The organism is Streptomyces hesseae, from assembly GCF_031845785.1.
Lineage (GTDB): Bacteria > Actinomycetota > Actinomycetes > Streptomycetales > Streptomycetaceae > Streptomyces > Streptomyces hesseae.
This window is the reverse complement of the sequence record NZ_JAVRFI010000011.1, coordinates 177,215-203,420: the sequence shown is the minus strand read 5'-3', so window position 1 is coordinate 203,420 and position 26,206 is coordinate 177,215. Positions and strand designations below refer to the sequence as shown.

At 73.3% G+C, this 26,206-nt stretch carries 19 protein-coding genes; 11 read left to right on the top strand and 8 right to left on the bottom strand.

What is annotated here, in order from left to right; all coding sequences use genetic code 11:
* The first annotated feature begins 136 nt into the window (after positions 1-136).
* Positions 137-1,348, top strand: coding sequence for an enterochelin esterase (gene fes / locus RM609_RS19110; RefSeq protein WP_311612436.1), 1,212 nt, complete (start codon positions 137-139; stop codon positions 1,346-1,348).
* A gap of 56 nt (positions 1,349-1,404) precedes the next feature.
* Here the strand turns inward: fes and RM609_RS19105 are convergent, their stop codons facing one another.
* From RM609_RS19105 to RM609_RS19095, 3 genes are read right to left on the bottom strand one after another with little or no spacing between them, the layout of a single operon-like run.
* Positions 1,405-2,763, bottom strand: a complete 1,359-nt coding sequence (locus RM609_RS19105; protein ID WP_311612449.1) for a DHA2 family efflux MFS transporter permease subunit — start codon at positions 2,761-2,763, stop codon at positions 1,405-1,407.
* Between the two features lie 47 nt (positions 2,764-2,810).
* Entirely contained in the window at positions 2,811-3,014 is a 204-nt protein-coding gene (locus RM609_RS19100; protein WP_311612435.1) for an MbtH family protein, read from the bottom strand.
* 4 nt (positions 3,015-3,018) lie between these two features.
* Complete coding sequence (locus tag RM609_RS19095) at positions 3,019-10,179, bottom strand: non-ribosomal peptide synthetase (RefSeq protein ID WP_311612434.1); 7,161 nt, start codon at positions 10,177-10,179, stop codon at positions 3,019-3,021.
* A gap of 155 nt (positions 10,180-10,334) precedes the next feature.
* Between RM609_RS19095 and RM609_RS19090 the strand changes: the two genes are divergently transcribed.
* Positions 10,335-11,468: a M20 family metallopeptidase gene (locus RM609_RS19090; protein WP_311612433.1), complete on the top strand. Its 1,134-nt coding sequence runs from the start codon at positions 10,335-10,337 to the stop codon at positions 11,466-11,468.
* A 77-nt stretch (positions 11,469-11,545) separates the two neighbouring features.
* Here the strand turns inward: RM609_RS19090 and RM609_RS19085 are convergent, their stop codons facing one another.
* The 3 genes from RM609_RS19085 to RM609_RS19075 all read right to left on the bottom strand — a co-directional run bounded on the left by RM609_RS19085 (position 11,546) and on the right by RM609_RS19075 (position 13,428).
* The gene (locus RM609_RS19085; RefSeq protein ID WP_311612431.1) at positions 11,546-12,544 is read right to left on the bottom strand and encodes an ABC transporter substrate-binding protein; all 999 of its coding nucleotides are present in this window, start codon (positions 12,542-12,544) and stop codon (positions 11,546-11,548) included.
* Positions 12,545-12,744: 200 nt separating this feature from the next.
* Positions 12,745-12,948 carry a hypothetical protein gene (locus RM609_RS19080; RefSeq protein WP_311612430.1) on the bottom strand — a complete coding sequence of 68 codons (204 nt, stop codon included), beginning with the start codon at positions 12,946-12,948 and terminating at the stop codon, positions 12,745-12,747.
* A 111-nt stretch (positions 12,949-13,059) separates the two neighbouring features.
* The gene (locus tag RM609_RS19075) at positions 13,060-13,428 is read right to left on the bottom strand and encodes a hypothetical protein (RefSeq protein WP_311612428.1); all 369 of its coding nucleotides are present in this window, start codon (positions 13,426-13,428) and stop codon (positions 13,060-13,062) included.
* A 233-nt stretch (positions 13,429-13,661) separates the two neighbouring features.
* On the opposite strand from RM609_RS19075, the gene RM609_RS19070 reads away from it, so the two are divergent.
* The 5 genes from RM609_RS19070 to RM609_RS19050 all read left to right on the top strand — a co-directional run bounded on the left by RM609_RS19070 (position 13,662) and on the right by RM609_RS19050 (position 18,401).
* Complete coding sequence (locus RM609_RS19070) at positions 13,662-14,888, top strand: serine hydrolase domain-containing protein (RefSeq protein WP_311612427.1); 1,227 nt, start codon at positions 13,662-13,664, stop codon at positions 14,886-14,888.
* A 144-nt stretch (positions 14,889-15,032) separates the two neighbouring features.
* Positions 15,033-16,391 carry a type I glutamate--ammonia ligase gene (locus tag RM609_RS19065; RefSeq protein WP_311612426.1) on the top strand — a complete coding sequence of 453 codons (1,359 nt, stop codon included), beginning with the start codon at positions 15,033-15,035 and terminating at the stop codon, positions 16,389-16,391.
* A gap of 1 nt (position 16,392) precedes the next feature.
* A complete protein-coding gene (locus tag RM609_RS19060) occupies positions 16,393-17,511 on the top strand; it encodes an amidohydrolase family protein (RefSeq protein ID WP_311612424.1) in 1,119 nt (372 codons plus the stop codon).
* A gap of 344 nt (positions 17,512-17,855) precedes the next feature.
* Positions 17,856-18,146: a hypothetical protein gene (locus RM609_RS19055; protein WP_311612422.1), complete on the top strand. Its 291-nt coding sequence runs from the start codon at positions 17,856-17,858 to the stop codon at positions 18,144-18,146.
* Positions 18,147-18,158: 12 nt separating this feature from the next.
* Entirely contained in the window at positions 18,159-18,401 is a 243-nt protein-coding gene (locus tag RM609_RS19050) for a hypothetical protein (protein WP_311612420.1), read from the top strand.
* On the opposite strand, the gene RM609_RS19045 is transcribed toward RM609_RS19050, so the two are convergent.
* A complete protein-coding gene (locus RM609_RS19045) occupies positions 18,389-19,570 on the bottom strand; it encodes an aminotransferase class V-fold PLP-dependent enzyme (protein WP_311612418.1) in 1,182 nt (393 codons plus the stop codon). The genes RM609_RS19050 and RM609_RS19045 overlap by 13 nt on opposite strands.
* Before the next feature lie 169 nt (positions 19,571-19,739).
* On the opposite strand from RM609_RS19045, the gene RM609_RS19040 reads away from it, so the two are divergent.
* The 4 genes from RM609_RS19040 to RM609_RS19025 all read left to right on the top strand — a co-directional run bounded on the left by RM609_RS19040 (position 19,740) and on the right by RM609_RS19025 (position 25,065).
* The gene (locus tag RM609_RS19040) at positions 19,740-21,314 is read left to right on the top strand and encodes an alpha/beta hydrolase (protein ID WP_311612417.1); all 1,575 of its coding nucleotides are present in this window, start codon (positions 19,740-19,742) and stop codon (positions 21,312-21,314) included.
* 68 nt (positions 21,315-21,382) lie between these two features.
* On the top strand, positions 21,383-22,627 hold the full coding sequence (locus RM609_RS19035; RefSeq protein ID WP_311612416.1) for a glycosyltransferase: 1,245 nt from the start codon (positions 21,383-21,385) through the stop codon (positions 22,625-22,627).
* A 70-nt stretch (positions 22,628-22,697) separates the two neighbouring features.
* A complete protein-coding gene (locus RM609_RS19030) occupies positions 22,698-24,002 on the top strand; it encodes a wax ester/triacylglycerol synthase domain-containing protein (RefSeq protein WP_311612415.1) in 1,305 nt (434 codons plus the stop codon).
* A 118-nt stretch (positions 24,003-24,120) separates the two neighbouring features.
* Positions 24,121-25,065, top strand: a complete 945-nt coding sequence (locus tag RM609_RS19025) for an alpha/beta fold hydrolase (RefSeq protein WP_311612413.1) — start codon at positions 24,121-24,123, stop codon at positions 25,063-25,065.
* A gap of 15 nt (positions 25,066-25,080) precedes the next feature.
* On the opposite strand, the gene RM609_RS19020 is transcribed toward RM609_RS19025, so the two are convergent.
* Positions 25,081-26,013, bottom strand: coding sequence for a D-alanyl-D-alanine carboxypeptidase family protein (locus RM609_RS19020; RefSeq protein WP_311612411.1), 933 nt, complete (start codon positions 26,011-26,013; stop codon positions 25,081-25,083).
* Positions 26,014-26,206: the final 193 nt, after the last annotated feature.

Below are 26,206 nucleotides of genomic sequence, written 5' to 3'. Positions count from 1 at the left end.
GCCCCCGGACCCCCGGTTGATTTCAGCCCCGCCGGCATTTGAGGCGCGGGGTCTGGGGCGGATCCCCAGGAAACGGTGAAAGGGCGGGACTGGGGCCTCCTCCCCCACGGCTCCTGCCACCGAAAGGAAGAGACACATGGAGTTCCAGAGCCCCGCACTGCGCAAGCTGGCCGGCGAACCCGGCGCCCTCGACGACTTCTGGAAGCGCGCCACAGCACACGGCACCCCCCTCGTCGAACCCGACCCCGAAGGAAACGACGCCTGGCGCCTCGTCACCTTCCTCTGGCGCGACGACCCCACCAGCCCCGCCTCCCACGTCCTCGCCCTGCTCCACACCGTCACGGACAAGGACCGGCACGCCCACGACCTGGCCCCCCACCTCATGGCGAAGGTGCCCGGCACCGACGTGTGGGCGATCAGCCACCGGCTGCGGGCCGATCACCGGGCCTCGTACCAGTTCTCCGTGCACCGCGGCACCCGCGAGGACGCCCTGCGCACCGACCGCCGCAGCTGGCTGCGCGTCCTGGACGAGGCGCTGCCCGATCCGCTCGCCGTGGGGGTCCCGCTCGCGGCCCGCGACGGCCGCAACCCCTCCTCCGTGCTGGCGCTCCCGGACGCCCCGGCCCAGGACTGGGCCGGCACCCGCGACGCCGTACCGCGCGGCAAGCGAATCGACGCGGAGGTCGACGGACGACGCGTCGGCGTGCACCTCCCCGCCGCGCACACGGCGGACGGCGGCCCGTACTCCGTCGCCGTGCTGCTGGACGGCGAGATGTGGGGCCCGGTGCTGGACTTCGGCACGACCCTGGACAACCTCCACCACGACGGCCGCATACCACCGACCGTGACCCTCATGGTCGAGACCATGGGCCGCGACCGGCGGATGGCCGATCTCAGCTGTAGCGAGGAGTTCGTCGACTGGCTGGCGGACGTGCTGCTGCCGTGGGCGGCGCGGGAGTACGGGGTGACGGGCGACCCGGCCCGTACGGTCGTGGCGGGGCAGAGCGCGGGCGGCCTTACGGCAGCGTTCGCCGCCTTCCGCAGGCCCGAGCGGTTCGGGAACGCGCTGTCCCAGTCGGGCTCCTTCTGGTGGCCGGACGGGACCGAGTTCGACGGCGGCAGCGAGTGGCTGACCCGGCAGTTCGCGACGCACGAGACGCTGCCCGTCCGCTTCCATCTGGAGGTGGGCCTCCAGGAGTGGATGCTCCTGCCGCAGAACCGCCACCTGCGCAACGTACTCGAAGCACGCGGCTACGACGTGGCCTACCACGAGTTCAACGGCGGCCACGACTACGCCTGCTGGCGCGGCGGCCTCGCCGACGGGCTCGTGGGGCTGCTGGGACGGTAGAAGACGCGGAAAGCCCCCACACGCTCGGCGTGTGGGGGCTTTCCGCGTCGCCAGGGTCAGGCGGCCGCAGCAGCCTGCGGCTCGTCGTCGAACGACGGAGGCGCCGGGGCCTCCCTGGGCATCCGGAACGCGCACAGCGTGCCGAGGGCGACGAGGCCCGCGGTGACCGCGATGGCGGCCCGGTACGGGGCCGGGTCCGTCTCGTGGCCGCCGGAGCCGCCCCAGGCGGAGATCACCGCGGCGACGGCCGCGATGCCGAGCGCGCCGCCGAGGGTGCGCACGATGGTGAACAGGGCCATGGCCTGGCCCATGGCCGGGGGCGGTACGTCCGCGAACCCGGCGATCTGCACGGTGAGCACGGCCGTCCCCAGCACCAGGCCCACGCAGAACATCAGCGCCCGCACGGCCCACGCGTTCTCGGCCACCCCCGGCACGGCCAGCGCGCCGAAGACCGCCGTCGCCAGCAGCAGGGCGGGCACGGCGAGCCACCGGGGCCCGAGCCGGGGCATCAGCCGGTCGGCCACCTGGGAGGCCAGCATCAGCCCGAGCGCCTCCGGGAAGACGCTCAGCCCGGCGTCCAGGGCCGAGGCGCCCAGCGCCGCCTGGTAGAGCAGCGGGAACGCGAAGAGCACGCCCATCAGCCCGGCCGAGGTGACCACCGCGAGGACCGTGGCGGACGCGAACACCTTGTCGGCGAGCAGTCCCAGCTGAAGCAGCGGCGTCCGCGCCCTGAGCAGATGGACGCACCCGGCGGCCAGCAGCACGAGCCCGAGCACACCGGAGACCAGGACGGACGGCGTGGTCCAGCCGTGCGTGGGCCCGAAGCCCAGCGCGTAGGTGAGCAGGCCCAGCGCCGGGGTCGCCAGCAGGAAGCCCGTCAGGTCGAAGCCCTCGGTACCCTCCGTGTGCTCCGACAGCCCCAGCACGCCGACGATCACGGCTGCCGCGCCGATCGGCACGTTCACGAAGAACAGCCAGTGCCAGGACAGGTGCTCGGTCAGGAAGCCGCCGAGCGGCGGGCCGAGCGCCGGCATCAGCGCGGTCGGCACGATGAGCACCTTGGACAGCTTCATCCGCTCGTGCGGCGGGAAGGCCCGGAAGAGCAGCGTCATGCCGACGGGCGTCAGCAGCCCGCCCGCGATGCCCTGGACGACGCGCGCGAGGACCAGCGTCGGGAGGTCCTGTGCCAGGCCGCAGACGGCGGAGGCCGCCGTGAAGACGGCGAGCGCGCCGAGGAAGACCTTCTTGGTGCCGAGGCGGTCGCCGAGCCAGCCCGCGACGGGCAGGGCGACGGCGAGCGCGACGAGGAAGGCCACCTCGACGGTGTTGGCGGCCGACACCGGTTCGCCGAAGTCCCGGGCGATGGTGAGCAGCGCCGGGTTGACGATGGTGGAGTCGAGCCCGTTCATGCACATCGCCGCCGTGTAGACGACCACGACGGCGATGCGCGGAGGGAGCCCCCTCACCGGGCGGAGACCGGGGTCAGGTCGGTCCAGTTCTCGGTGATCCAGTCGGTGGCCGACTGCCGGGCGCAGGGCCCGTGGACGGTCGTCCAGCCCTCGGGCACGGCGGCGAAGCCCGGCCAGAGGCTGTGCTGCCCCTCGGCGTTGACGAGGACGAGAAACTCCCCGTCGCCGTCGAAGGGGTTGGCGGGTGCGTCGCTCATGGGGTCAGTTCTCCAGATTCCGCAGTCGGTCGGCGATGACGCTCGCGATGTGCGCGATCGGTTCGGGCAGGGTCATGTCCTTGTGCGAGCAGGCGACGTTCGTGTTGTCGATCCGCCCGGTCGCATAGGGGGTCCAGGTGTCGGGGGTGAGGGTGTCGTCGATGGTGTCGACGGTGGCCCGGAAGAAGAGCACGTCGCCCTTGAAGACGCGGTGGTCGAAGGCGCGCACCAGGTGGTTGGTGTTGAGGTAGGTGCGGTTGAGGGCGTCGAAGGTGGTGTCGTCGAGGCCGGCCAGCGGGGAGCCCTCGCGGCGCAGCACCTCGATGACGTTCTCCAGTTCCAGCGGCTTGCCCTCCAGGCTGTCCGGGCCGTGGCCGCCCATGGTCAGCAGCGCCTCCAGGGCCTCGGCCTGGTCGGGCACGGGCAGCTCGCGGAAGCCCTCGGCGGGGTAGGCGTCGAGGATGGCGAGCAGTTCGACCTCCGCGCCGAGGTCCTGGAGGCGGGTGGCCATGGCCTGGGCGATGATGCCGCCGGTGGACCAGCCCATCAGGCGGTACGGGCCGTCGGGCCGGACCTCGCGGAGCCGGTCGACGTAGTGCGCGGCGAGCTCCTCCATGCTGGCGGGCAGCGGCAGGGCGGCCGTGGCCGGGCCGACGCCCTGGGCCTGGAGGCCGTAGATCGGCACATCGGCGGGCAGGTGGCGGATGAGTCCGGCGTAGCACCAGCTCAGGCCGCCGGCGGGGTGGACGCAGTAGAGCGGTGCCTTGTCGCCGTCCTTCGCGGGGCGCAGGGGCAGCAGGACGTCCAGGGCGTCGGCGGCCTCGGCGTCCAGGGCGGCGGCCAGCGCGGCCGGGGTCGGGGCCTGGAAGACCGTGCCGATGCCGGTGTCCGTGCCGAGGGCCTCCTTGACCCGTCCGGCGAGGCGCACGGCGAGCAGCGAATGGCCGCCCAGGTCGAAGAAGTTGTCGTCCACGCCGACCCGGGGCAGGCCCAGGACGTCGGCGAAGATCGCGCAGAGCTGTTCCTCGCGGGGGCCGCGCGGGGCGCGTCCCTCGGTGACGGCGGCGGCGAGGTCGGGGGCGGGCAGGGCCTTGCGGTCGAGCTTGCCGTTGGCGGTCAGCGGCAGCCGGTCCAGCAGGACGACGGCCGAGGGGACCATGTGGCCGGGGAGTTCGCCCCGGGTGTGCTCGCGCAGCAGGGCCGGGGTGGTCTCGCCGGCGGGGACGGCGTAGGCGACGAGGCGCTTGTCGCCGGGGGTGTCCTCGCGGACGACGACGGCCGCGTCGGCGACGTCGGGGTGGTCGGCGAGGACGGCCTCGATCTCGCCGAGCTCGATGCGGAAGCCGCGGATCTTCACCTGGTGGTCGGCGCGCCCGAAGTACTCGAGGGTGCCGTCGGGGCGGCGGCGGGCGAGGTCGCCGGAGCGGTACATGCGGCTGCCGGACTCGCCGAACAGGTGGGCGAAGGGGTCGGCGACGAATCGTTCCGCCGTGAGGGCGTGCCGGCCGAGGTAGCCACGGGCCAGGCCCTCTCCCGCGACGTACATCTCGCCGGTGACGCCGGGCGGCACGGGCTGGAGGTACCGGTCGAGGACGTAGACGCGCAGGTCGGGGATGTTGACGCCGATGGTGCTGGAGGTGCCGGCGGCGGCGCCCGCCCGGTCGAGGGCGATGTACGAGACGTGCACGGTCGTCTCGGTGATGCCGTACATGTTGACGAGCGTCGGCGCGTCATCGGCGTGCCGCTCGTACCAGTCGTCGAGGCGGCCCAGCTCCAGGGCTTCGCCGCCGAAGACGACGTAGCGCAGGGCGAGTTCGCGTCCCGGGTTCTCCTTGTCCGCGGCCATGAGCTGGTAGAAGGCGGACGGCGTCTGGTTGAGGACGGTCACGCCTTCGTCGTCCAGCAGGCCGAGGAAGGCGGCCGGGTCGCGGCTGACGAGGTGGGGGACGACGACGAGCCGGCCGCCGTGCAGCAGCGCGCCCCACATCTCCCAGACGGAGAAGTCGAAGGCGTAGGAGTGGAAGAGGGTCCACACGTCGTTCTCGTCGAAGCCGAACCAGTGGTCGGTGGCGGAGAACAGCCGGGTGACGTTGTGGTGGGTGACGGGGACGCCCTTGGGGCGGCCGGTGGAGCCCGAGGTGTAGATGACGTAGGCGACGTCGCCGGGGCGCTGGGCCCGGGTGCGGTCGGCGTCGGTGAGGTCGGTGGGCGCGTACGCGTCGGCGTCGGTGCCGTCGACGAGGACGACCGGCAGGTCGTGCGCCGGGATCCGGTCGGCGGTCGCGGTGTCGGTGACGACGGCGGCCGGGGCGGCGTCGGCGAGCATGTAGGCGAGCCGGTCGGCCGGGTAGTCCGGGTCCATGGGGAGGTAGGCGGCGCCGCACTTGGCGACGGCCAGCAGGCCGGTGACGAGTTCGAGCGAGCGCGGCAGGGCGAGGGCGACGATGGAGCCGGGGCCGATGCCGCGCCCGGCGAGCAGCCTGGCCAGACGGTTGGCGCGGGCGGACAGCTCGGCGTAGGTGAGGGACGCGTCGTCGCAGGTGACGGCGGTGCGGCCGGGGTGGTGGCGGGCGGCGTCCTCGTACAGCTCGACGAGGGTGCGCTGCCTCACGGGGGTGTGGGTGCCGGCGTTCCACTCGACGAGGGAGCGGTGCAGCTCCGCCCCGTCGAGGAGCGGGAGGCGGCCGACGGGGGTGTCGGGGTCGGTCGCGGCGGCGGTGAGCAGCCGGGTGAGGTGGGCGGAGAGGCGTTGGGCGGTGGTGGTGTCGAAGAGGTCGGTGCGGAACTCCAGGAAGCCGGATATGCCGCCGCCGGGCCGCTCGCCGGCGTTGAGGGTGAGGTCGAACTTCGCGGTGCCGGTGGGCATGGCGGTCATCCGCGCGGCGAGGTCCGGTCCCATGGCGAACGCGGCGTCGGGCATCGACTGCCAGGCGAGCATCACCTGGAAGAGGGGGTGCCGGGCCAGCGAGCGGGGCGGGTTGAGCTCCTCGACGAGCCGGTCGAAGGGCACGTCGGCGTGCTCGTACGCGGCCAGGGCCGTGGTGCGGACGCGCTCCAGGAGGGCGCGGAAGGTGGGGTCGCCGGAGGTGTCGGTGCGCAGGACGAGGGTGTTGACGAAGAAGCCGACGAGGTCGGCGGTGGTCTCGTCGTCGCGTCCGGCGACGGGGGTGCCCAGCGGGATGTCGGTGCCGCAGCCGTAGCGGGTGAGGAGGGCGGCGAGGGCGGCCTGGACGGCCATGAAGACGCTCGTGCCGCTCGCGCGGGTGAGGGCGGCGAGCGCGGCGTGGGCGTCGGCGCCGAGCTCGAAGGGGACGGTGGCGCCCGCGGTGGAGGCGATGGCGGGGCGCGGCCGGTCGGTGGGGAGTTCGAGCTGGTCGGGCAGGCCGGCGAGGGCCGCCTTCCAGTGGTCGAGCATGCGGACGGCGGCCGGGGTGGGCGCGTCGGCGGTGCCGAGGAGGCGCTCCTGCCAGGCCGTGTGGTCGGTGTACTGGACGGTCAGGGGTGCCGCGCCGGGCGCCCGGCCGGCCGCGCGGGCGGTGTAGGCGGCGGCGAGGTCACGGGCGAGGGGCGTGGTGGAGGCGCCGTCGCCGGCGATGTGGTGGAGCAGGAGCAGCAGGGTGTGCCGGTCGCCGCCGTCGCTGAAGAGGGTGACGCGCAGCGGGAGTTCCGTGGCCAGGTCGAAGGAGTGGCGCACGGCCTCGGTGAGGTCGGCGTCGAGTGGGGCGACGCGCAGCTCGGGGCGGGCCTGTTCGGGGGTGAGGATCAGCTGGTGGGGCTCGTTGTCGAGGGCCGGGTAGATCGTGCGCAGCGTCTCGTGGCGCTCGGCGAGGTCGGCGAGGGCGAGGCGCAGCGCGTCCTGGTCGACGGGGCCGGTGAGGGTCAGCAGCAGCGGGATGTTGTAGGTGGGGCTGGGGCCTTCGAGGCGGTACATGAACCACAGCCGCTTCTGGGCCGGGGAGAGCGGCATCCGGTCGGTGCGCGGTACGGGCACGAGCGCGGGCCGGTCGGGGTCGGTGTCCCGGTCGCGGACGAGGGCGGCGAGGGCGGCGGGGGTGGGGTTGCGGAAGACGTCGGCGAGGCCCAGGAGGTCATCGCCCAACGCATCGCGGACACGGGCGGCGATCCGGCCGGCGAGCAGCGAGTGGCCGCCGAGGGCGAAGAAGTCGGCGTCGGGGGAAGGTGCCTCGGGCAGGCCCAGGACGTCCTGGAAGAGAGCGCAGACGATCTCTTCCTGGGGGGTGCGGGGGGCGCGGTGCGCGGTGGAGGTGGGTTCGGGGTCGGGCAGGGCATTGACGTCGAGCTTGTCGTTGGCGGTGCGGGGCAGGGCGTCCAGGATCAGGATCGCGGCGGGCACCATGTGGTCGGGCAGCCGCTCGGCGAGGTGGGCGCGGAGCTCCTCGGGGTCGGGCGCGGCGCCCTCGGCGGGTACGGCGTAGCCGAGGAGGCGCTTGCCGGTGGCGGTGTCGCGGGCGATGACGGCGGCCCGGTCGACGGCGGGGTGGCCGGCCAGGACGTTCTGGATCTCGCCGAGTTCGATGCGGAAGCCGCGGATCTTGATCTGGCCGTCGGCGCGGCCGAGGAATTCCAGGGTGCCGTCGGGGCGGCGGCGCACGAGGTCGCCGGTGCGGTACATCCGGGCGCCGGGCTCGCCGTGGAGGGCGCCGAAGGGGTCGGCGGTGAAGCGTTCGGCGGTGAGGTCGGGGCGGCCCAGGTAGCCGGCGGCGAGGCAGGCGCCGGCGAGGTACAGCTCGCCGGTGACGCCGACGGGGGCCGGGCGCAGGGAGTTGTCGAGGACGTACGCGCGTGAGCCGCGCACGGGCCGGCCGACGGGGGTGCCGTCGCTGTCGGCCAGCCAGTAGTAGGCATCGACGGTGGTCTCGGTGGGGCCGTAGAGGTTGATGGGGCTCAGGCCCTCGGTGGCGGCCAGGCGGCGCCACAGGGGCTCGGGCACGGTCTCGCCGCCGACGACGACGAGGGCGGGGTGGTGCCGGCCCGGATCCAGCAGGCCCTCGGCGACGAGCGCTTCGACGTAGGAGGGGGTGGCGTCGAGGTAGTCGACGCGGTGTTCGTCGATGTAGGCGGTGAGGGTGGCCGGGTCGCGGTAGGCGGCGTCGTCCAGGAGGTGCAGCTCGTGGCCGTGGACCATCCAGATGACGGGGTCCCAGGAGGCGTCGAAGGCGAAGGAGGCGCTGTGCGCGATCCGCAGCCGGTCCCGTCCGGTGCGCTCCAGGGCGGGGGCGATGTGGTCGGTGCCGTGCCCGGCGTGGAGGTTGGTGAGGGAGGCGTGGGTGACGAGGACGCCCTTGGGGCGGCCGGTGGAGCCCGAGGTGTGGATGACGTAGGCGGGCTGCTGAGGTCTGGGCGCGGCGGGGGCCGTGGCGGGCCGGGCGGCGATCCGGGCGCGGGTGACCTCGTCGTCGAGGAGGAGGACGGGCACGGTGTGCTCGGGCAGGCCGCGTACGGCGTCGGTGGTGCCGACGAGGCAGCCGGGGCGGGTGTCGTCGAGGACGGCGGTGAGGCGCTGGGCGGGGTGGCCGAGGTCGAGGGGCTGGCAGACGCCGCCCGCCTTGAGGACGGCGAACAGGGCGACGACGGTGTCGGCGCTGCGGGGCAGGGCCAGGGCCACGGCGGTGCCGGGGCGGACGCCCGCGGTCAGCAGCTCGTGGGCCAGGCGGTTCGCGGCCGCGTCGAGTTCGGCGAAGGTGAGGGCGGTGGCGCCGCTGCGGACGGCGATGGCCTCGGGGGTGCGGGCGGCCTGCGCGGCGAACAGCTCGGGCAGGGTGCGGTCCACGGGGGCCTCGGTGCGGCCTGCGGTGGCCCGGTGGATCTCCTCGGCGTCGAGGAGGTCGATGGTGCCGACGGGGCGCTGGGCGTCGTCGAGCAGCAGGTCGGTGAGGGCGTCGAGGTAGCGGAGCAGTCCGTGCCCATGGGCGGCGAGGGAGTCGGCGTCGTGGCGGGCGGGGTTGGCGTCCAGGCCGAGGCGCAGGATGCCGTCGGGGCCCGGGGTGGCGCCGATGGCCAGATCGTCGACGGGGCCCGCGGCGAGGTTGCGCACGACGCCGGGCAGGCCAGCGAAGTCCAGGTCCTCGTTCTCGAAGGGCTTGATGTTGACCATCGCCCCGAACAGCGGCTGTTCCGGCGAGAGCCCGAGGTCGCGGCGCAGGTCCTCCTGGCGGTAGCGCTGGTGACGGTTGGCGGCCCGCATCTCCATGACGACACGGCGGAGGAATCCGGCGCCGGTGTCCTGGGGGCGGACGGCGACGCGCAGCGGCATGACGTTGACCATCATGGCGGGCGTGCGCAGGGCGGTCTTGTTGGTGCGGCTCTTCAGCGGCAGGCCGAGCACGATGTCCTCGGCGCCGGTGACGCGGTGGAGATAGCCGGCGGTGGCGGCGACGAGCAGTTCGGCCCAGGTGGCCTTCACCGTGCCGGCGGCGGTCGTCAGCCGGGCGAGGGAGCCGGCGGGGAGTCCGGCGGTGTGGCGCAGGACCGTTCCGGCGGGGGCGGCGGGGCGGTCGGAGAGCGAGACGGGCTCGGGGCGGTCGGCGAGGCGCTCGCGCCAGTGGGCGCGGTCGGTGGCGTGGCGTTCGCTCGCCAGGTAGGCGGCCTCGTCGGCGACGAGTTCGCCGATGGTGCCGAAGGGGTCGGTGGTGGGCTCCACGCCGGTGGCCAGCGCCGTGTAGACCTCGGCGAGGCGGCGCCCGATGAGGGTCAGGGCGTAGGCGTCGACGACGAAGTGGTGGACGCGCTGGTACCACCAGTAGCGCTCGTCGGCGAGACGGATGAGGGCGTGGGTGACGAGGGGGCCCTCGGTGAGGTCGACGGGGCGGGCGAGGTCGGCGGCGGTCCAGGCCGTCGCCTCGGCCTCGGGGTCGGCGGCGGTGCGCAGGTCGAGCCGGTGGAGGGCGGGCGCGGGGGCGCCGAGGCGCTGGGCGGGGGTGGTGCCGTCACCGGCGGTGGCCAGCAGGGCGAGGGTCTCGGCCTCGGCGGTGGTCCGCTTCAGGGCGCGCTCGAACAGCTCCTCGTCCAGGGGCCCGGCGATCTCCACCCGGTCGCCGGTGTTGTGGACCGGGTTCGCGGGGTCGAGAGCCTGGGCGTAGAGGATTCCTGACTGCGCGGCGAGGAGCGGCAGTTCGGCGGAGTTCTCGTCCTGGTGGTGACGCATCGCGTGGGGACTCCCGGTTTCTGGCGAACGTTCCTGGTCGCACCGGTAACCCCCGGTGCGCCAGCTTAGGTAAGCCTAAGCTATTTTCTGATCGCTTGTGAGCGTGGGTCCGGCTGTTCCGGACACCGCGCGGAGACGACGACAATGGAGCGGACATGACCGTGGCCGAGGGCCTCAAATCAGCCATACGCGAGCGCGTTCTGGACCGCCGCGAGGGGCTTCTGGCGCTCAGCCGGCGCATTCACGCCCACCCCGAGACGGCCTTCACCGAGCATCAGGCGGCCGCGTGGTGCGCGGAGACGCTGCGGGAGCACGGTTTCGCCGTCACCGCCCCCACCCATGGCCTGGACACGGCGTTCACGGCGACCGCCGGCTCCGGCCCGGTCACCGTGGCCATCGCCTGCGAGTACGACGCCCTGCCCGGCCTCGGGCACGCCTGCGGCCACAATCTGATCGCGGCGGCGGGCGTCGGCGCGGCGCTCGGCCTGGCCCCCTTCGCGGACGAACTGGGCCTGACCGTGCGGGTGCTGGGCACCCCGGCCGAGGAGCGCGGCGCGGGCAAGGCGCTGCTGCTGGAGGCGGGGGCCTTCGAGGGGGTGGACGCCGCGATGATGGTCCACCCCTGCCCGTTCGAGGTGGCCGAGTTCCGCTCGTTCGCGCTGGGCACGCTCTCGGTCGAGTACCGGGGGAAGGCGGCGCACCCCAGCCTCAACGCCCATGAAGGCCGCAACGCCGCCGATGCCCTGACGGTGGCGCAGGTCGCGCTGGGGCTGCTGCGCCAGCAGTTGCCGCCGCAGTGGAAGGTGCACGGGGTGACCACGGGGGCGGGCACGGCGCCCAATCTGATCCCCGACCGGGCGACCGCCGAGTACGAGATCCGCGCCTCGGCCGCGGAGGACCTGCGGGAGCTGCGCGAGCGTGTGGAGGCGTGCTTCCGCGCCGGGGCGCTGGCCACCGGCTGCGAGGTGTCGCTGACCCGTCCCGAGCCGGACTACCTGGACTTCCGCACCGACCCCGGTCTGATCGCCCTGTGGACGGCCAACGCCCGGGCGCTGGGGCGGCCCGAGCCGCAGCGGAAGGACGCGTTCGCCTGTACGGACATGGGCAATGTCTCGCACGTGGTCCCGTCGATCCATCCGGTGCTGGACATCACGGGCGGCTCGTGCGGGCCGCACGAGCCGGAGTTCGCCGAGGCGGCGGTTTCGCCGGAGGCGGAGCGGGCGATCCTCGACGGGGCGATCGGAATGGCGTGGACGGCCGCCGACTTCGCGGCGGCGCGGCGCACGTAACCGGGGGCTCCGCCCCCGGACCCCCGGTCCTCAAACGCCGGACGGGCTGACAGAAGTCAGCCCGTCCGGGGTGCTGCCTACTTCTTGAGCGCCTTCGTGATGTCGTCGATGACGACATCACTGGCGAGCGGACCACCACGCGTGGACCAGACCGAACCGTTCACGGTCACGGCGTGGTTCTTCTTCACCGCGTTCAGGTCCTTGTACGCGGGCTTCTCCTGGACGTCCTTGAGGGCCTTCTCGCCGTCCGAGGTCAGCGTGGAGAGGAACAGCCAGTCGCCGTCGATCTCGCTGATCTTCTCGAGGCTGAGCGCCGGGGTGTGGGCGTTGCCGTCCTTGTCCTGCGTCTTGGGGCGCTTGAGGCCCATGTCCAGGGCGACGCCGCTGGCGAACTGCTTCTTCTCCATCCAGCTGGGGCCGTCCGGGTTCCAGCGGACGATGGAGACCTCGGCGCCCTTGTTCTCGCCGAGCTCCTCGCCGGCCTTCTTGGCCTTGGCCTCGTAGTCGGCGATGACCTTGTTGGCCTTGTCCAGGCCGTTGACGGCGTTGGCGACACCCCGGAAGGACAGCTTCCAGTCGTCGGTCGGGGCCATGGTGACCAGGGTGGCCGGGGTGATCTCGCGGAGCTGCTTGAGGACATTCTGGTCCTGCATGTCACCGGCGAGGATCAGGTCGGGCTTGGCCGCGAGGACCTTGTCCATCACCGGCTGGAGCAGGTTGCCGACGACGTTGATGCCCTTGACCTTGTCCTCCAGGTAGGCCGGGGGCTTGTTCAGGCCCTGGCCGTTGGTGATGCCGACCGGCTTGATGCCGAGCGCCAGCACCGCGTCCAGGTCCTCCTGGGTGAGGGTGACGACGCGCTTGGGGTGGGTGGGCACCTTGACGGCCGTGCCGGTCGCGTCCTTGATCATGCGCGTCTCGCCGCCCGACGCCGCCGCCTCGTCCTTCGTCTTGTCCGAGCCCGAGTCCGAGTCGGAGCCACAGCCGGTGAGCAGCAGCGCGGCCGCACCCACAGCGGCGAGAGCCTGCGCCGCGCGGCGCGGGGCGGACTGGAGGAGGCGGTTGGGCGAGGTCATCAGATGCTCCGGACGTCGGGATGGGATACGAGAAGGGGGCGCCGTACGGGATCACTCCCGCCGGACAAGCTGGATATTAGGTTAGCCTTACCTTAAAGTCACCTCGCGGGGTGGGCCCCCTTCCGGACGCGGCCCGGCACAGCGAAGCGGCCCGCCGGGACGGCGGGCCGCGGAATCCGTTCGCTGCCGGGAGGCCTCCGCTATTCCTGACGGAGGAACAGCAGCCGGGCGAGCACCCCCGCCCGGCGCGACTCCGGCGGGATCACGTCCTCCGCGCCCGTGGACGCGTCCGGCCGTTCCTCGACGACGACGGGGGCGGGCTCCGGCTCGGGAGCGGGGTGGTGGGCGCGATAGGCCTCGGCGCGCACATAGGCGCCGAGAGCACGCGCGGAATCGATGCGCATGGCGTCACTCCTGGGTCTGAACTGCCGGCCTGCCGGGACGAGCCCGGGTGTCAGCGACGCCCCGCCCACTGCCCATCGCGCGTCGGCGGCGGGGGCGGGGCGTGGCCGTGCTCAGCAGCGCAGAACGGAATGCTGTGCGTGGCCCGCGGCGACGGTGTCGCCGGGCCGCGGCGGAACTCCGCCGCCGGGGAGCCCCCCGGTCCCCCCGGCGGACGACGCGAAGGCCGGCGGGCAGACGAGCCTGCCCGCCGGCCGCCCGACCCTCCCCGGACGTGGCACACGCTGCTCGGGCGCGCAGGCGACGCACTCGTCGGACGAGTCGTCGGACAGCGAGGCGGAGGCGAGGGTCTCCTCACGGACGGAGACGCGCTCCATCCCGGCGGACGCCGACCCGGTCAGCACCAGCAGCAGGGAGGCCAGCACGGCGACCGCAGCCCGCAGCACGGGCTGCGGTACCGCTGTGCGACCCCACATCGACATACACCAAGCGTAGATTCCAGGTCACCCCGGGTGCATTCCGTCGATCGGGTGAGATTGCGAAGTCGAGTGTGAAATTCCGGGATATCTCCGGTCGGACCATACGACTGAATGCCCGGACGCGGCCTGGCCGAAATCCCTCCCTTCCCCTCACGTCGTCTCAACTGCCGCTCAACTCACAGGACATCGCAGCGGTCCTGGGAAGTGTCCGCGTTCCCGTACGAGAGGCACAGAAGATGACCGCACGGTCCATACGCAGAGCACTGACCGGGTTCGTGGTGGCCGCGACGGCCGCCGGCGCCCTCACCGCCACGGCCCCGGCGGCCTCCGCCGCGCCCGGCCCGGAGCGCGGCCACCGCGCGACCCAGGACCTGATGGACGCCGGAGTCAAGGCGGGCGTACCCGGCGTCCTCGGACAGGCCCGGGAGAGACTTCAGGACAAGACCCTCACCTGGAACGGGTCCTCGGGCGTCGCCGACCTCGACACCCACCGGCCCCGGCTCCCCGAGGACCGGTTCCGCGTCGGCAGCATCAGCAAGGTCTTCGCCTCGGTCGTCCTCCTCCAGCTGGAGGCCGAGGGCAGGCTGAGCCTCGACGACACCGTGGAGAGCAGGCTGCCGGGCGTCCTGCGCGGCAACGGCGGCCACGACGGCCGCAACGTCACCATCCGTCAGCTGCTCAACCACAGCAGCGGGATCTACAACTACACCGAGGACCCCGGCTTCAAGGAGTACATCTCCACGGAGTTCATGGAGCGCCGCTTCGAGACACGCACCCCGCGCGAACTCGTGGACGTGGCCCTGCGGCACGACCCCTACTTCGCGCCGGGCAAGGGCTTCCACTACTCCAACACCAACTACATCGTCGCCGGGATGATCGTCGAGAAGGTCACCGGGCGCTCCTACGCCACCGAGATCACCCAGCGCGTCATCCACCGCGCCGGTCTGCGCTCCACCACGTACCCCGGCACCTCCTCCGCGATGCCCAACCCGCACGGACGCGCCTACAGCAAGCTCCTCAAAGAGGAGCCTGACGCGAAGGTCCACGACGTCACCGAGCTCAACCCCTCCTGGGGCGGGTCGGCCGGCGCGATCATCTCCACCACCGGCGACCTCAACCGCCTCTACAGCGCGCTGCTGGGCGGCAAGCTCCTGCCCGGGAAGCAGCAGCGCGAACTGCTCACCGCCATTCCCATGAGCGAGGGCGCGCCGGGCGGCTACGGGCTCGGCGTCATGCGGGCCACCCTGTCCTGCGGGGTGACCGTCTGGACCCACAGCGGCGGCATCCACGGCTCCACCTCCCTGGTCGTCTCCGACGAGAAGGGCACCCATACCGCCGCGTTCAACTACAACGGCGACTGGCACGCCGACCTGCCCGGCCTGATCCAGGCCGAGTACTGCGGCCCGGCCAAGCCCACCGGTGCCGCGCGCGACACCTTGAACAAGCTCACCTCGCTGCGCTGACGCGTGCTCCGGATCTCCGGCGCGGGCCGGGGCCGGTGAGGTGTAATACGAGCGGACCGTGCCCGGTTCCCCGGGCGCGGTCCGCCTTCTCGATTTTCCCGACAGGCTTTTCTCGACAGGTTTTTATCGACGGAAGGAGCGGCCGTGGAACGACCCGACCGGGAGCGGGAGGAGTCGGCGGCCCGGCAGGCGGCCGCGCAGCTCACCGCGCAGGGCGTCCACGGCGTCGCCCTCGCCTGGGTGGACAACGCGGGCATCTCCCGCGTCAAGACCGTCCCCACGAACCGGCTCGCGCACGCCGCCCGCTGGGGCGTGGGCATGTCGCCCTGCTTCGACGTGTTCCTCGTCGACGACTCCAGCGTCACCAGCCCGCACATCGGCGGCCCCGACGGGGACCTGCGGCTCTTCCCCGACCTGGACCGGCTGACCATGCTGGCCGCCCGGCCCGGCTGGGCCTGGGCGCCCGCCGACCGCTACGAGCAGCACGGCGGGCCGTACGCCGCCTGCCAGCGGCTGTTCGCGCGCCGGGCGACCGAGGCGGCGGCCGCCCGGGGGCTGCGGCTGCGCATGGGATTCGAGACCGAGTGGGTCGTGGCGCGGGCGGGCGCGGAGGGCCCCGGGCCGGCCTACGCCTGTTCCGGCCCGGCCTACGGGATGGCGCGGGTGACCGAACTGTCCGGCTATCTCGGCGACATCCTCGACGCCCTGGCCGCCCAGCGCGTCGACGTCCTCCAGATCCACCCCGAATACTCGCCGGGACAGTTCGAGGTGTCGGTCGCCGCGACGGACCCCGTGGGCGCTGCCGATCTCGCCATGCTCGTCCGGGAGACGATCCGGGCCGTGTCCCTGACCCATGGCCTCGACGCCTTCTTCGGGCCCGTCGTCGAGCCGGACGGGGTGGGCAACGGTGCCCATCTGCACCTCAGCCTCTGGGAGGACGACCGCTCCCTCTGCTCGGGCGGGGACGGCCCGTACGGCATGACGCGGGAGTGCGAGGCGTTCCTCGCCGGGATCCTCGCGGAGCTCCCCGCGCTGCTGGCCCTGGGCGCGCCGTCGCCCGCGAGCTATCTGCGGCTCGCGCCCTCGCGGTGGGCGGGCGCGTTCCAGTGCTGGGGCCTGGAGAACCGGGAGGCCGCGCTGCGCTTCATCGCCGGTTCCCCGGACGCCCCCGGGGCGGCCAACGCCGAGGTCAAGTGCTTCGACCCGGCGGCCAACCCCTATCTGGCCGTCGGCGCGGTCATCACCGCCGGGCTGGCCGGCCTGGACGCCGGGCTCGCCCTGCCCCCGCCGGTGAACGGCGATCCGGCGGCCACGGGCGTCGCGCCGCGCCTGCCGGCCTCGCTGGGCGAGGCGGTGGAGCACTTCGAGCGCTCGGGGCTGCTGCGCGACGCGCTGGGCGACGTGCTGTTCGAGGCCGTCGTGGCCGTTCGCAAGGGAGAGGTGAAGCTGTTCGACGGCGTCCCGCCGGAGGAGATCGCGGCGGCCACCCGGGGACGGTACTGAGATGTCCGGTCTGCGGTTGCCCCCGCTGGTGGACCAGCACTGCCACGGCGTGGCGCGCGGCGACCTCACGGACGCCGCCTTCGAGGCATGGCTCACCGAGTCGGACGCGGCCGCCGCGCCCGGCACCGGTTTCTTCGACTCCCAGCTCGGCTTCGCGGTGCGCCGCTGGTGCCCTCCCCTGCTGGACCTGGAGCCGCACGCCCCGCCCCGCCGCTATCTCGACCGCCGCCGCGAGCTGGGCGCGGCCGAGGTCACCCGGCGGCTGCTGGGCGCGACCGGTATCGGCGCCTATGTGGTGGACACCGGGATACCGGGCGACCTGACGACACCTCGGGAGCTGGCGGCGGCCGGTGGGGACGTCCCGTGTCATGAGGTCGTCCGCCTGGAGTCGCTGGCGGAGGGGCTCGCCGACCGCGCCGACGGCACGGCCGCCTTCCTGGACGCCCTGGACCGGTCGGTGGCGGATGCGGCCCGTACGGTCGTGGGCTTCAAGTCGCTGGCCGCGTACCGGCACGGGCTGGACCTCCCTCCCGAGCGGCCCCGGCCGGCCGAGGTGCGCACGGCCGCGGACCGGTGGCTGGTCACCCGTGCCCCCGGCGAACGGCTGACCGATCCCGTGCTGCTGCGCCATCTGCTGTGGTCGGCCGCCGGCACCGGGCTGCCGCTCCAGATCCACACCGGCTTCGGCGATCCCGACCTGCGGCTGCACCGCAGCGACCCGCTGTTGCTCACCGACTTCATCCGGGCCGTGCGCCCCACCGGCTGCACCGTGGTCCTGCTGCACTGCTATCCGTACCACCGCGGCGCCGCCTATCTCGCGGCCGTCTTCCCGCACGTCTACGCCGACGTGGGGCTGACCCTCTCGCACGCCGGCGCGCGGGCCGAGGCCGTGCTGGCGGAGATGCTGGAGCTGACGCCGTTCGGCAAGCTGCTGTTCTCGACCGACGCCTATGGGCTCGCGGAGCTCTATGTCGTGGGCGCGGAGCTCTTCCGGCGGGCGCTCGTCCGGCTGGTGACGGGATGGGTGCGGGAGGGCGCCTGGCCAGCCGCGGACGCGGAGCGGGTCGCGGCCCTGGTCGCGGCGGACAACGCCCGGCGCGTGTACGGCCTGGCTGGGTGAAAGTGCCCCGAAGGGACGCGGGGCAGTGTCGATATGCGGCTAACGCCGCGTGGGCGCGACCAGCCACGACGCACCCGCGGATGGATTGCCGGACTTCCGGCGGAGCGCTTAGGCGCGGAGGTCACCGGGAACGAGACGGACCACCCCGTATGTCTGTACGACACACCCGGCCGCCGGCGCGCCGCGGCGTATGTACCGTCCGGTGTCCACCCGCCGGAGTCGTTCCGACGCGTGGTCCTCCTGCGGTAGACGGGCGTCGGTCCACGGCCGCATCGGGTTCCCGCCATGCGGAGAGGACAATTTCGCTACTCTGGGCGGTCGAGCCGCCGACGCGGGGAGGACCCATGACCACCGGACCGTGGAGCATCGAGCGCATCCGCGACGCTCTCGGCAGCCCCGACCTCTCCCGACGCTTCGTCGCCGAGATCGGCCGGGCCCCGGCGCACGAGATGCTGACCGTCTTCGCGAAGTGGCAGGGCATCGCCGAGCGCACGCTCGCCGCCGTCGAGCGTGGCCGACAGGCGGCGGCCGCCGAGGCGGCGGGCGGCGAGGTCCCGGGCGAGTGGATCGACATCACCCAGAAGGTCCAGGAGGACGCCGCCCTCGTTCGCGCCCACGGGACCCCCTGCGGCTGAGAACCTGGAGCGGTGTACGCGCTCAAGTACGACGCCACGATAGCCGCCGTCTGGGACTCCCTCCCGCCGTCGGTGAGCGCACGGCTCAGCGACGTCCTCGCCACGGCCTGCACGGACCCGTTCACGGTGACCGTCCCGTACGGCGAGGACGACGGGATCATGCGGATGCTCGTGCTGGACGAGGTCCTCGTCGTCATCTACCTGGGGCACCAGACGAAGACCCTGCACATCTATCAGATCGACTATCTCGGCTGACCCGGTCGGGCCAGGCCGGCCAGCACCCCGGCGGCCCGGTCGAGTTCGTCCTCGGTGTTGTAGTAGTGCGGGGAGAGCCGTACCAGCGGGTGGACGTCCCGGCCCTCGGTCCGCGCCTGGTCGGGCGAGGTCAGGCTCACATTGATCCCGTGCCGGGTCAGCGTGTCCTTGACCTCGTCCGAGGGCACGCCGTCCACCCGGGCGGTGACGATGGCGCACCGCTCGCGGCCCTGGTCGTACGTGGTGACGCCCGGCAGCGCGTCGAGCCGCTCCCGCAGCGCCGCGCCCAGGGCGAGGGTCCGTTCGCCGGTCACGGCCGGGCCGAGCTCCAGGGCCTGGCGGACCGCGCTGCCCAGGCCGAGGACGGCGGCGTAGTTCATCTCGAACGTCGTGAACCGCCGTATCCCCTCCCGCCAGGTGAAGCCGCCCTTGTCGTCCCAGGCGGCCGCGGTGGACTCGGTGACGTGGGGTTCGAGGTGCTCCAGCGTCTCGGGGCGCACCCACAGGAATCCGGTGCCGCGCGGTCCGCGCAGGAATTTACGGCCGGTCGCGACGAGCATGTCGCAGCCGATCCCGCGGACGTCGACGGGGAACTGGCCGACCGACTGGGTGGCGTCCAGCAGGAACGGCACCCCGGCCCGGCGGGTGATCCGGCCGACGTCCGCGACCGGGTTGACCAGGCCGCCGCCGGTGGGGACGTGGGTGACGCCGACCAGCCGGACGCGCTCGTCGATGAGCTTCTCCAGGGCGGCGGTGTCCAGTTGCCCGTGCTCGTCGTCCGGGACCACCACGACCTCGGCGCCGGTGCGCCGGGCGATCTGGAGATAGGCCAGCATGTTGCTGCCGTACTCGGCGTGCCCGGTCAGGATCCGGTCGCCGGGGCGGAAGGAGAGCGCGTAGAACGCGGCATGCCAGGCGTGGGTCGCACTGTCGAACAGTGCCACCTCCCCGGCGCGTCCGCCGATGAGTTCGGCGACGGCGGCGGGGACGGCCTCGATGGCGTCGAGCCGCTCGGTCGCGGCCTCGTAGCCGCCGATGCGGGCCTCCAGTTCGAGGTGGGCGGTCACGGTCTCCAGGGTCCGGCGGGAGAGCAGGCCTGCGCCGGCGTTGTTCAGATGGGCCCGGTGGGCGCAGCCGGGGGTGCCGGCGCGCAGTGCGGTGATGTCCATGACGCGTGGTCCTCCTGAGGGAGAGGGTTCGTCCGACCCTCGACTTCGGCTCCACTTTTCCCTGGGGGTGGCACTGGTACCACCCCCGGAACGGATAGCAGCGGGATCGATCATGTACCTGGCGAGCGCGAATATCGATGGTGTCACCGCAATCGCGCAGGAGGATCCGATGTCCGCAACCGCTACGTCCCGTCGTCGTAAGGCGTCCGCTGTCTCGGCCGCCGTGGTGGCGGCCCTCGCCGTCTCCGTCCTTCCGGCGGCCGCCGCCCAGGCCCACCCCCACCCGGCCGTCACGGCCGCGCAGTCCATACCGTCCCGCTACGCCGACCAGAAGCTCGACTGGCAGCCGTGCCAGGGGGACCCGTCCCTGGAGTGCGCGACGATGACCGTCCCGCGCGACTGGCACCACCCGGACGCGGGCCCGGACCTCACCATCGCGGTCTCCCGGCACAAGACGAGCGACCCGGCCAAGCGGCGCGGGGTGCTGATGATGGCGGCGGGCGGCCCGGGCGGCAAGGGACTGCTGAGGCCCGGGAGCTTCGCCAAGGCATCGCCCTCGGTGGCCGCCGTGTACGACGTGGTGAGCTTCGACCAGCGCGGCGTCGGACGCAGCACCCACGCGGTGTGCCAGAGCGACGCGGAGTTCCCCGCCCTCATGGCCGGCGACTCCCGGGACCGCTCCCCCGCCGCGATCCAGGGCGTACTGGAGCGCTCGCGCAAGTTCGTGAACGACTGCCAGGAGCGCAGCGGCGGCCTGCTGCCCTACCTGACCACCGAGCAGACGGTCCGTGACATGGACCTCTACCGCACGCTGCTCGGGGCGCCGAAGATCTCGTACTACGGGGCCTCGTACGCCACGACGGTCGGCGCCTACTACGCCACCCTCTTCCCCCAGCGCGTCGAGCGCGCCGTACTCGACAGCAACATCGGCTTCGACAGCACGATGGAGCAGTGGATGACGGGTCAGCCGAAAAGCTTCCAGCGCCGCTTCGAGCAGGACTTCCTGCCGTGGCTGGCCAAGTACGACAGCGTCTACCACTACGGGCGCACGGTCGCCGAGGCCAAGGCGAACTGGGAGCGCCGGCGCGCGGCCCTCCACGACCACCCGCTGGACCTCGGCTCGGCGGTCCTCGACCCCAACCTGTTCGACGCCGGCACCAGCTCGGCGATCTACAAGGCGACCCAGGGCTTCCCCACGCTGGCGGGCGCGCTCGCGGCGCTCGACCACTGGGACACCGCGACGCAGCAGGAGAAGGGGCTCGTCGGGCAGCTCTTCGGCCACTACCCCGACCCGGGTTTCTTCGCCGAGTACTTCTCGGTCACCTGCAACGACACCCCGTGGAGTCGTGACATCGACAAGTGGGTCGCGCGGAGCGGCAAGGACACCGTGAACCTGCCGCTGCTGGGCGCCCGTGAGCTCACGTTCGCCTCCGTGTGCGCGTACTGGCCGAAGTCGGGAGCGCCCGAGGTGAAGGTGACCGGCGCGGGGCTGCCGGCCACCCTGATGGTCAACTCCACCCACGACCCGGCCACGTACTACGAGGGCGCGCTCAGGGCTCACCGCGCGCTGCGCGGCTCGCGCCTGGTCACCGTCACCGGCGACGGCGACCACAGCCAGTACCAGAACGGCAACGCCTGCGTGGACGGCGTCGTCGACGCCTACCTCCTCGACGGCGTGGTGCCGAAGCGGGATCTGACGTGCCAGGCCAAGCCGCTCCCCGTCCCCGCCGGGGCGGCCGGATAGCGCCGTGCCGTATCCGGTGCGGGGGGCCTGTCGTTGAGTCGGCAGGGCGGCGGCAGGAAGGCCGGGAGATGCGCATCCAGATCATCACAGCGGGCACGATGGGCTCGGTCGCCCCCTACACCGGTCTCGGTCACCGGCTGTTCGCCGAGGGCCATGACGTGGAGATCGTCACCCACGCGAAGTTCTCGGACGTGGTGGCCTGCTGCGGGCTGCGGATGCGCGCGCTGGCGGCGGACCCGTTCGAGGAGCTGCTGGACGCGCACGCCCGGCTGCGGGGCGGTCTCCGGGCGCCGCTGGCGGGCCTGCGGTTCGTCCGGGCCACCGAGCGGGCCGCGGTCTCCCTCGTCGACGGGATCCTCGCCGGTGTCGACCTCAAGGCCGACCTGGTCCTGCTGTCGGCCATCACGGCGCCCCTGGGCCGGGTGGTGGCGGACTACCACGCCCTGCCGAGCATGGGCGTCTTCCTCCAGCCCGACACCCCCACCTCCGCGTTCTCCCCGTGCACGACGGCCTGGCGGCCCCCGGGGCACGCCAACCGGCTGCGCGGCCATGTGGCGAACGCGCTGCTGGACGCGGTCTACGCCGGCGCCAACCGGGAGCTGCACGCCCGGCTCGGGCTGGCCCACCGGAGCACCCACCGGCTGCGCGTGGCCAGGGAGCGCGCCGGATGGCCGATCTGGCACGGCTTCAGCCCCTCGGTGGTGCCCCGCCCGGCCGACTGGCGGGGCGGGCTGGGCGTGGCGGGCTACTGGTGGCCGCACGAGTGCGCGGACTGGCAGCCCCCGGCGCTGGTCACGGACTTCCTCGCGGCCGGCCCGCCACCGGTGTTCGTGGGCTTCGGCAGCATGATGCCCGGCGACCCGGGGCGGCTGGCCGGGCTGACGGCCGAGGCGCTGCGCCGGGCGGGGCTGCGGGGGGTGGTGCAGTCCGGCTGGGCCGGGCTGTCCGTGCTGAACGACGACGTCATCACCGTCGGCCCGATCCCGCACGGCTGGCTGATGCCGCGCATGGCGGCCGTGGTGCACCACGCGGGCGCCGGGACGACGGCGGCCGGGCTGCGCGCCGGGGTGCCGGCGGTGCCGGTGCCGGTCCTCACCGACCAGCCGTGGTGGGCCGAGCGGCTGACGCGGCTGGGCGTGAGCCCGGGGGTGCTGCCGTTCGCCCGGCTGACCGCCGACCGGCTGGCCGCCGCCCTGCGCCGGGCCACGGGCGAGCCCCGCTTCGCCCGGCGCGCCACCGAACTGGCGGCCAGGCTGGGGCTGGAGGACGGGGCGGGGGCCGTGGCCCGCGCGGTCGCGGAGCGCGGCCGGTGAGCGGCCGGCTCCCTCGGGGGGACAACGCGCGCCGGCCGCCGGGCCGGGCCGCCTTCGGACGAGGAGACCTGTGACACCGCATCCCCACCCCACCGGCCTCGCCCTCGGCGCGCCGGCCGCCGGGCACCTGTCCGGCAGCGCCATGCCGCCGCTGGACGCCTGGATGCACCGGGACCAGAACAGCGGGACGATCTGCCTGACCTGGTGCCTCGTCGCCTGGTTCCGGGGCTCGCCGCCGTCCCTCACGGACCTGCGCGACCGGGTCCGGCGCCGGTGGGGGCGCTACGAGCGGCTGCGCCTGACGCCCGCTACGCCGGGCGACGCGCCGGACGCGTGGCCGTGGTGGACACCGGGGCCGGACTTCTCCTGCGAGCACCACGTCGTGGCGTCCTCCGCGCCGGACGGGCCGGAGGTCCGGGCCGCCCAGCTGCTCGCCCAGCCCCTCGGCCCGGCCCGGCCTCCGTGGCAGCTCCATCTGCTGCCGACGGACGAGGGGTTCGCCCTGCTGCTGCGCACTCACCACGCCCTGCTGGACGGGATGTCCGCCATCACACTGCTGCGCGCCCTGCTCGACGCGCCGACGACCGTGCCCGGCCCCCGCGCCCGGCCCGCGGCCGGCCGGGCGGAGGCGGCCGGCCCGCCCCGCTTCGCACTGACCCGCGCCCTGGCGGACGTACTGCCCCGGGCCCGGCCGCTGCCGTTCCACGGGCCGGTGGACTCCCGGCGGGCGGTGGGCTGGAGCCGGGTGCCGATGGCCGAGCTGAGCACCGCCCGGGACGCCCTGCGCTCGGGGCGTGCCTCCGCCAACGCGGTCTTCCTCGCCGCGACGGCCGGCGCGCTGCGCGCGGCGGGGGCCACCGGGCGACTGCCCCGGCTGCCGGGGGTCTGCGCCATGGTCCCCGTGGACGTCCGGGACGGCGACGGCCCGGAGGTCCTGGGCAACCACTACGCCACGGTCCGTGTCCCGCTCCCGGCCCACGACGACCCCCTGCGGCGGCTGGCGGCCGTCGACCGCTTCACCCGGCGGGCGGAGCTCAAACGACGGGCACGGGCCCAGGCGCTCCTGGTGTCGTCGCGGCCCCGGAGGTACGGGTTGCTGGGCGACGCCCTCGGTCGTTACGCGAACTCGCCCCTGTACTCCTCGTTGCTGTGCAGCAGCGTGGCGACCCACGCGAGCGGTCTGCGCTTCGGCGCGGCCCCGCTCGTCGGCGTCGGCGGGCTGCCGCCGCTGGGCCCGGAGCGCGCGCTGGCGGTGACCATGTTCCTCCACGACACACAGGCGGTGGTGGCCGTGGTCACCGATCACGGCCACCAGCGGTTGGCGGCGCGGCTGCCGACCCTGATCCGCGAGGAGATCCACGCGATGCGGCCATGAGCGGGCCCGGGCACGACCGGCCCGTCCGTTACCGCGTGCTGTACGGCATATGGGCAGTAACGTCCCCCCATTGGCCGTCGTTCCTCTGATGAAGGCCCCCCACGAACGGAGACCGGCCGTGCCGACGCGTACCGCCCTCTTGGAAGAGGTCATCCCGCTCACCCTCGACGGTTACGCGTACAGCGGCCGGGTCGTCCACCGGCCGGACGCCAGAATCGCACCCATGGTCTTCGTGGGCGGGGCGTTCCAGTACAAGAACGCCTGGGGGCGGCTGGAGCAGGGGTGCCTGGAGGCGGCCAGCGTCATCACGGTCGACCTGCCGGGCTGGGGCGAGGCGGACCGGCTGCCGGCCCGGTACGGCTTCGATTTCCTCGCCGAGGCCCTCGACCAGCTGCTGGCCAAGGTCGCCCCCTCCCCCGTCAACGTACTCGGTACGTCCTACGGCAGCGCCGTCGCCTACCAGTGGGCGCGCGAGCACCCGGAACGGGTCGAACGGCTGGCGCTCGTGGGCACCATGGCCCGGCTGACCGACACCCTGCGCGCCGATATGACGCACACCATCAGACTGGTCGAGCAGGACCGGCGCGCGGAGTTCGTGGACCGCGTCGTGGCGGGCATGATGTGCGCCTCGCCGCAGGTCACCATCTCCCGGCGCCCGACCGTCGCCCGGTGTCTGGCCCGTGCCCTGCGCGACATGTCCCCGGACGACCTAGGCAAGTACTGCGACAACTCCCGGCGACTGATGCTGCATTCGCCGCTGTCCGGCGGTGCGGGCCCGGTCCTGCGGGTCCCGGCCCTGGTCGTGACCGGCGAGCACGACCCGCTGAGCACGCCCGCGCTCGGCCGGGAAGCGGCGGGCCACTTCGCGGACGCGCGGTTCACCACGCTCCGGAACGCCGATCACCTCGTCCATCTCGAATGCCCGGCCGAACTGGTGGACCTCCTGGTCCGCTTCTTCTCCGGCGGCCCCCTGGACGGGCTGGACTACTGCCATCCGGTCGAGTACCTGCGGCACCCGGCGCGGGGCTCCGTCCCCGCGCCGCGCCCGCCCAAGGAGGACTGAACCCGCTGCCCGGGATCAGTCCTCGTGGGCACCCTTGGGCAGCTTCCGCAGCGTCATCCTGGTCGTCGCGCCGAACGCGTAGTCCAGCATTTTCGCGGCGTCCGGATAACGGCTCACGGCGTCGTTGAGAATGACGCCGACGACCGTGCGGCCCTTTTGCGTGGCGGCGAATACGAGGCAGGGCCCGGCCGCCTGTGTCGACCCGGTCTTCACACCGACGACGCCCCGGTAGGAACCGAGGAGTTTATTGGTGTTGTACCAGGTGTAGAGGCGATTCACATTCGTCGCCTTCTGCTGGGCGTTCAGCGACCGGACCACCGAGCCGAGCGTCGCGTCGCGCAGCGCGTGCCGGGCGAGCAGGGCGAGGTCGTGCGGGGTGCCGTAGTTCTCGCCGGTGCCGGAGATCCCGTCGAACGAGTCGTAATGGGTGTTACGCATTCCCAGTTCGCGGGCCTTGGCGTTCATGGCGGCGACGAAGGACCCGGTGCGCTCCTCCTCCGTGTCCCCACTGCCGAAGGTGTCGGCGAGGGCGTAGGCGGCGTCGCAGCCGGAGGGCAGCATCAGCGCGTAGAGCAGCTGGCGTACGGTCAGTTTGTCGCCGGTGCGCAGGTCGGCGGTGCTGGCGCCGGTCCGGGCCACGTAGTCGCGGTAGGACTGCTTGACGGGGATCTCCCGGCTCAGCTCGCCGGCGTGCTCGTCGAGGACGACCACGGCCGTCATGATCTTGGTGGTGCTGGCCATCTGCCGCCGGGTGTCGGCCTCCTTGCTCCACAGCGGGCGGCCCGTGCCGCCGTCGAGCAGATAGGCGCCCTTGGCGCCGATTCCCGCCGGTCCGCCCGCCGCTTCGGCGGTGGCCGACGGGAGGGCGAGCGCCACGGCCGCGACCGACGCGGTCAGCGCCGCTCCCCAGCGGCGCGGCCGTGCGTCGCGTCCCCCATATCGCTGCATAGAGTCTCCAGATTTCCTCACTGATCGGATCGGGGCGTGCGCATGGTCGCACCCGGTGCCGCGCGAGAGGAAATCCATTCACTCTTCAGTGAATACAGTCGGATGATCACCCGAGGGTCGAACGTATTTATTTATGGAAAGGGGGGAGTGCCCTTGGCCCGCGCCATGGACACTCCCCCTCTTCAGGGCCGGG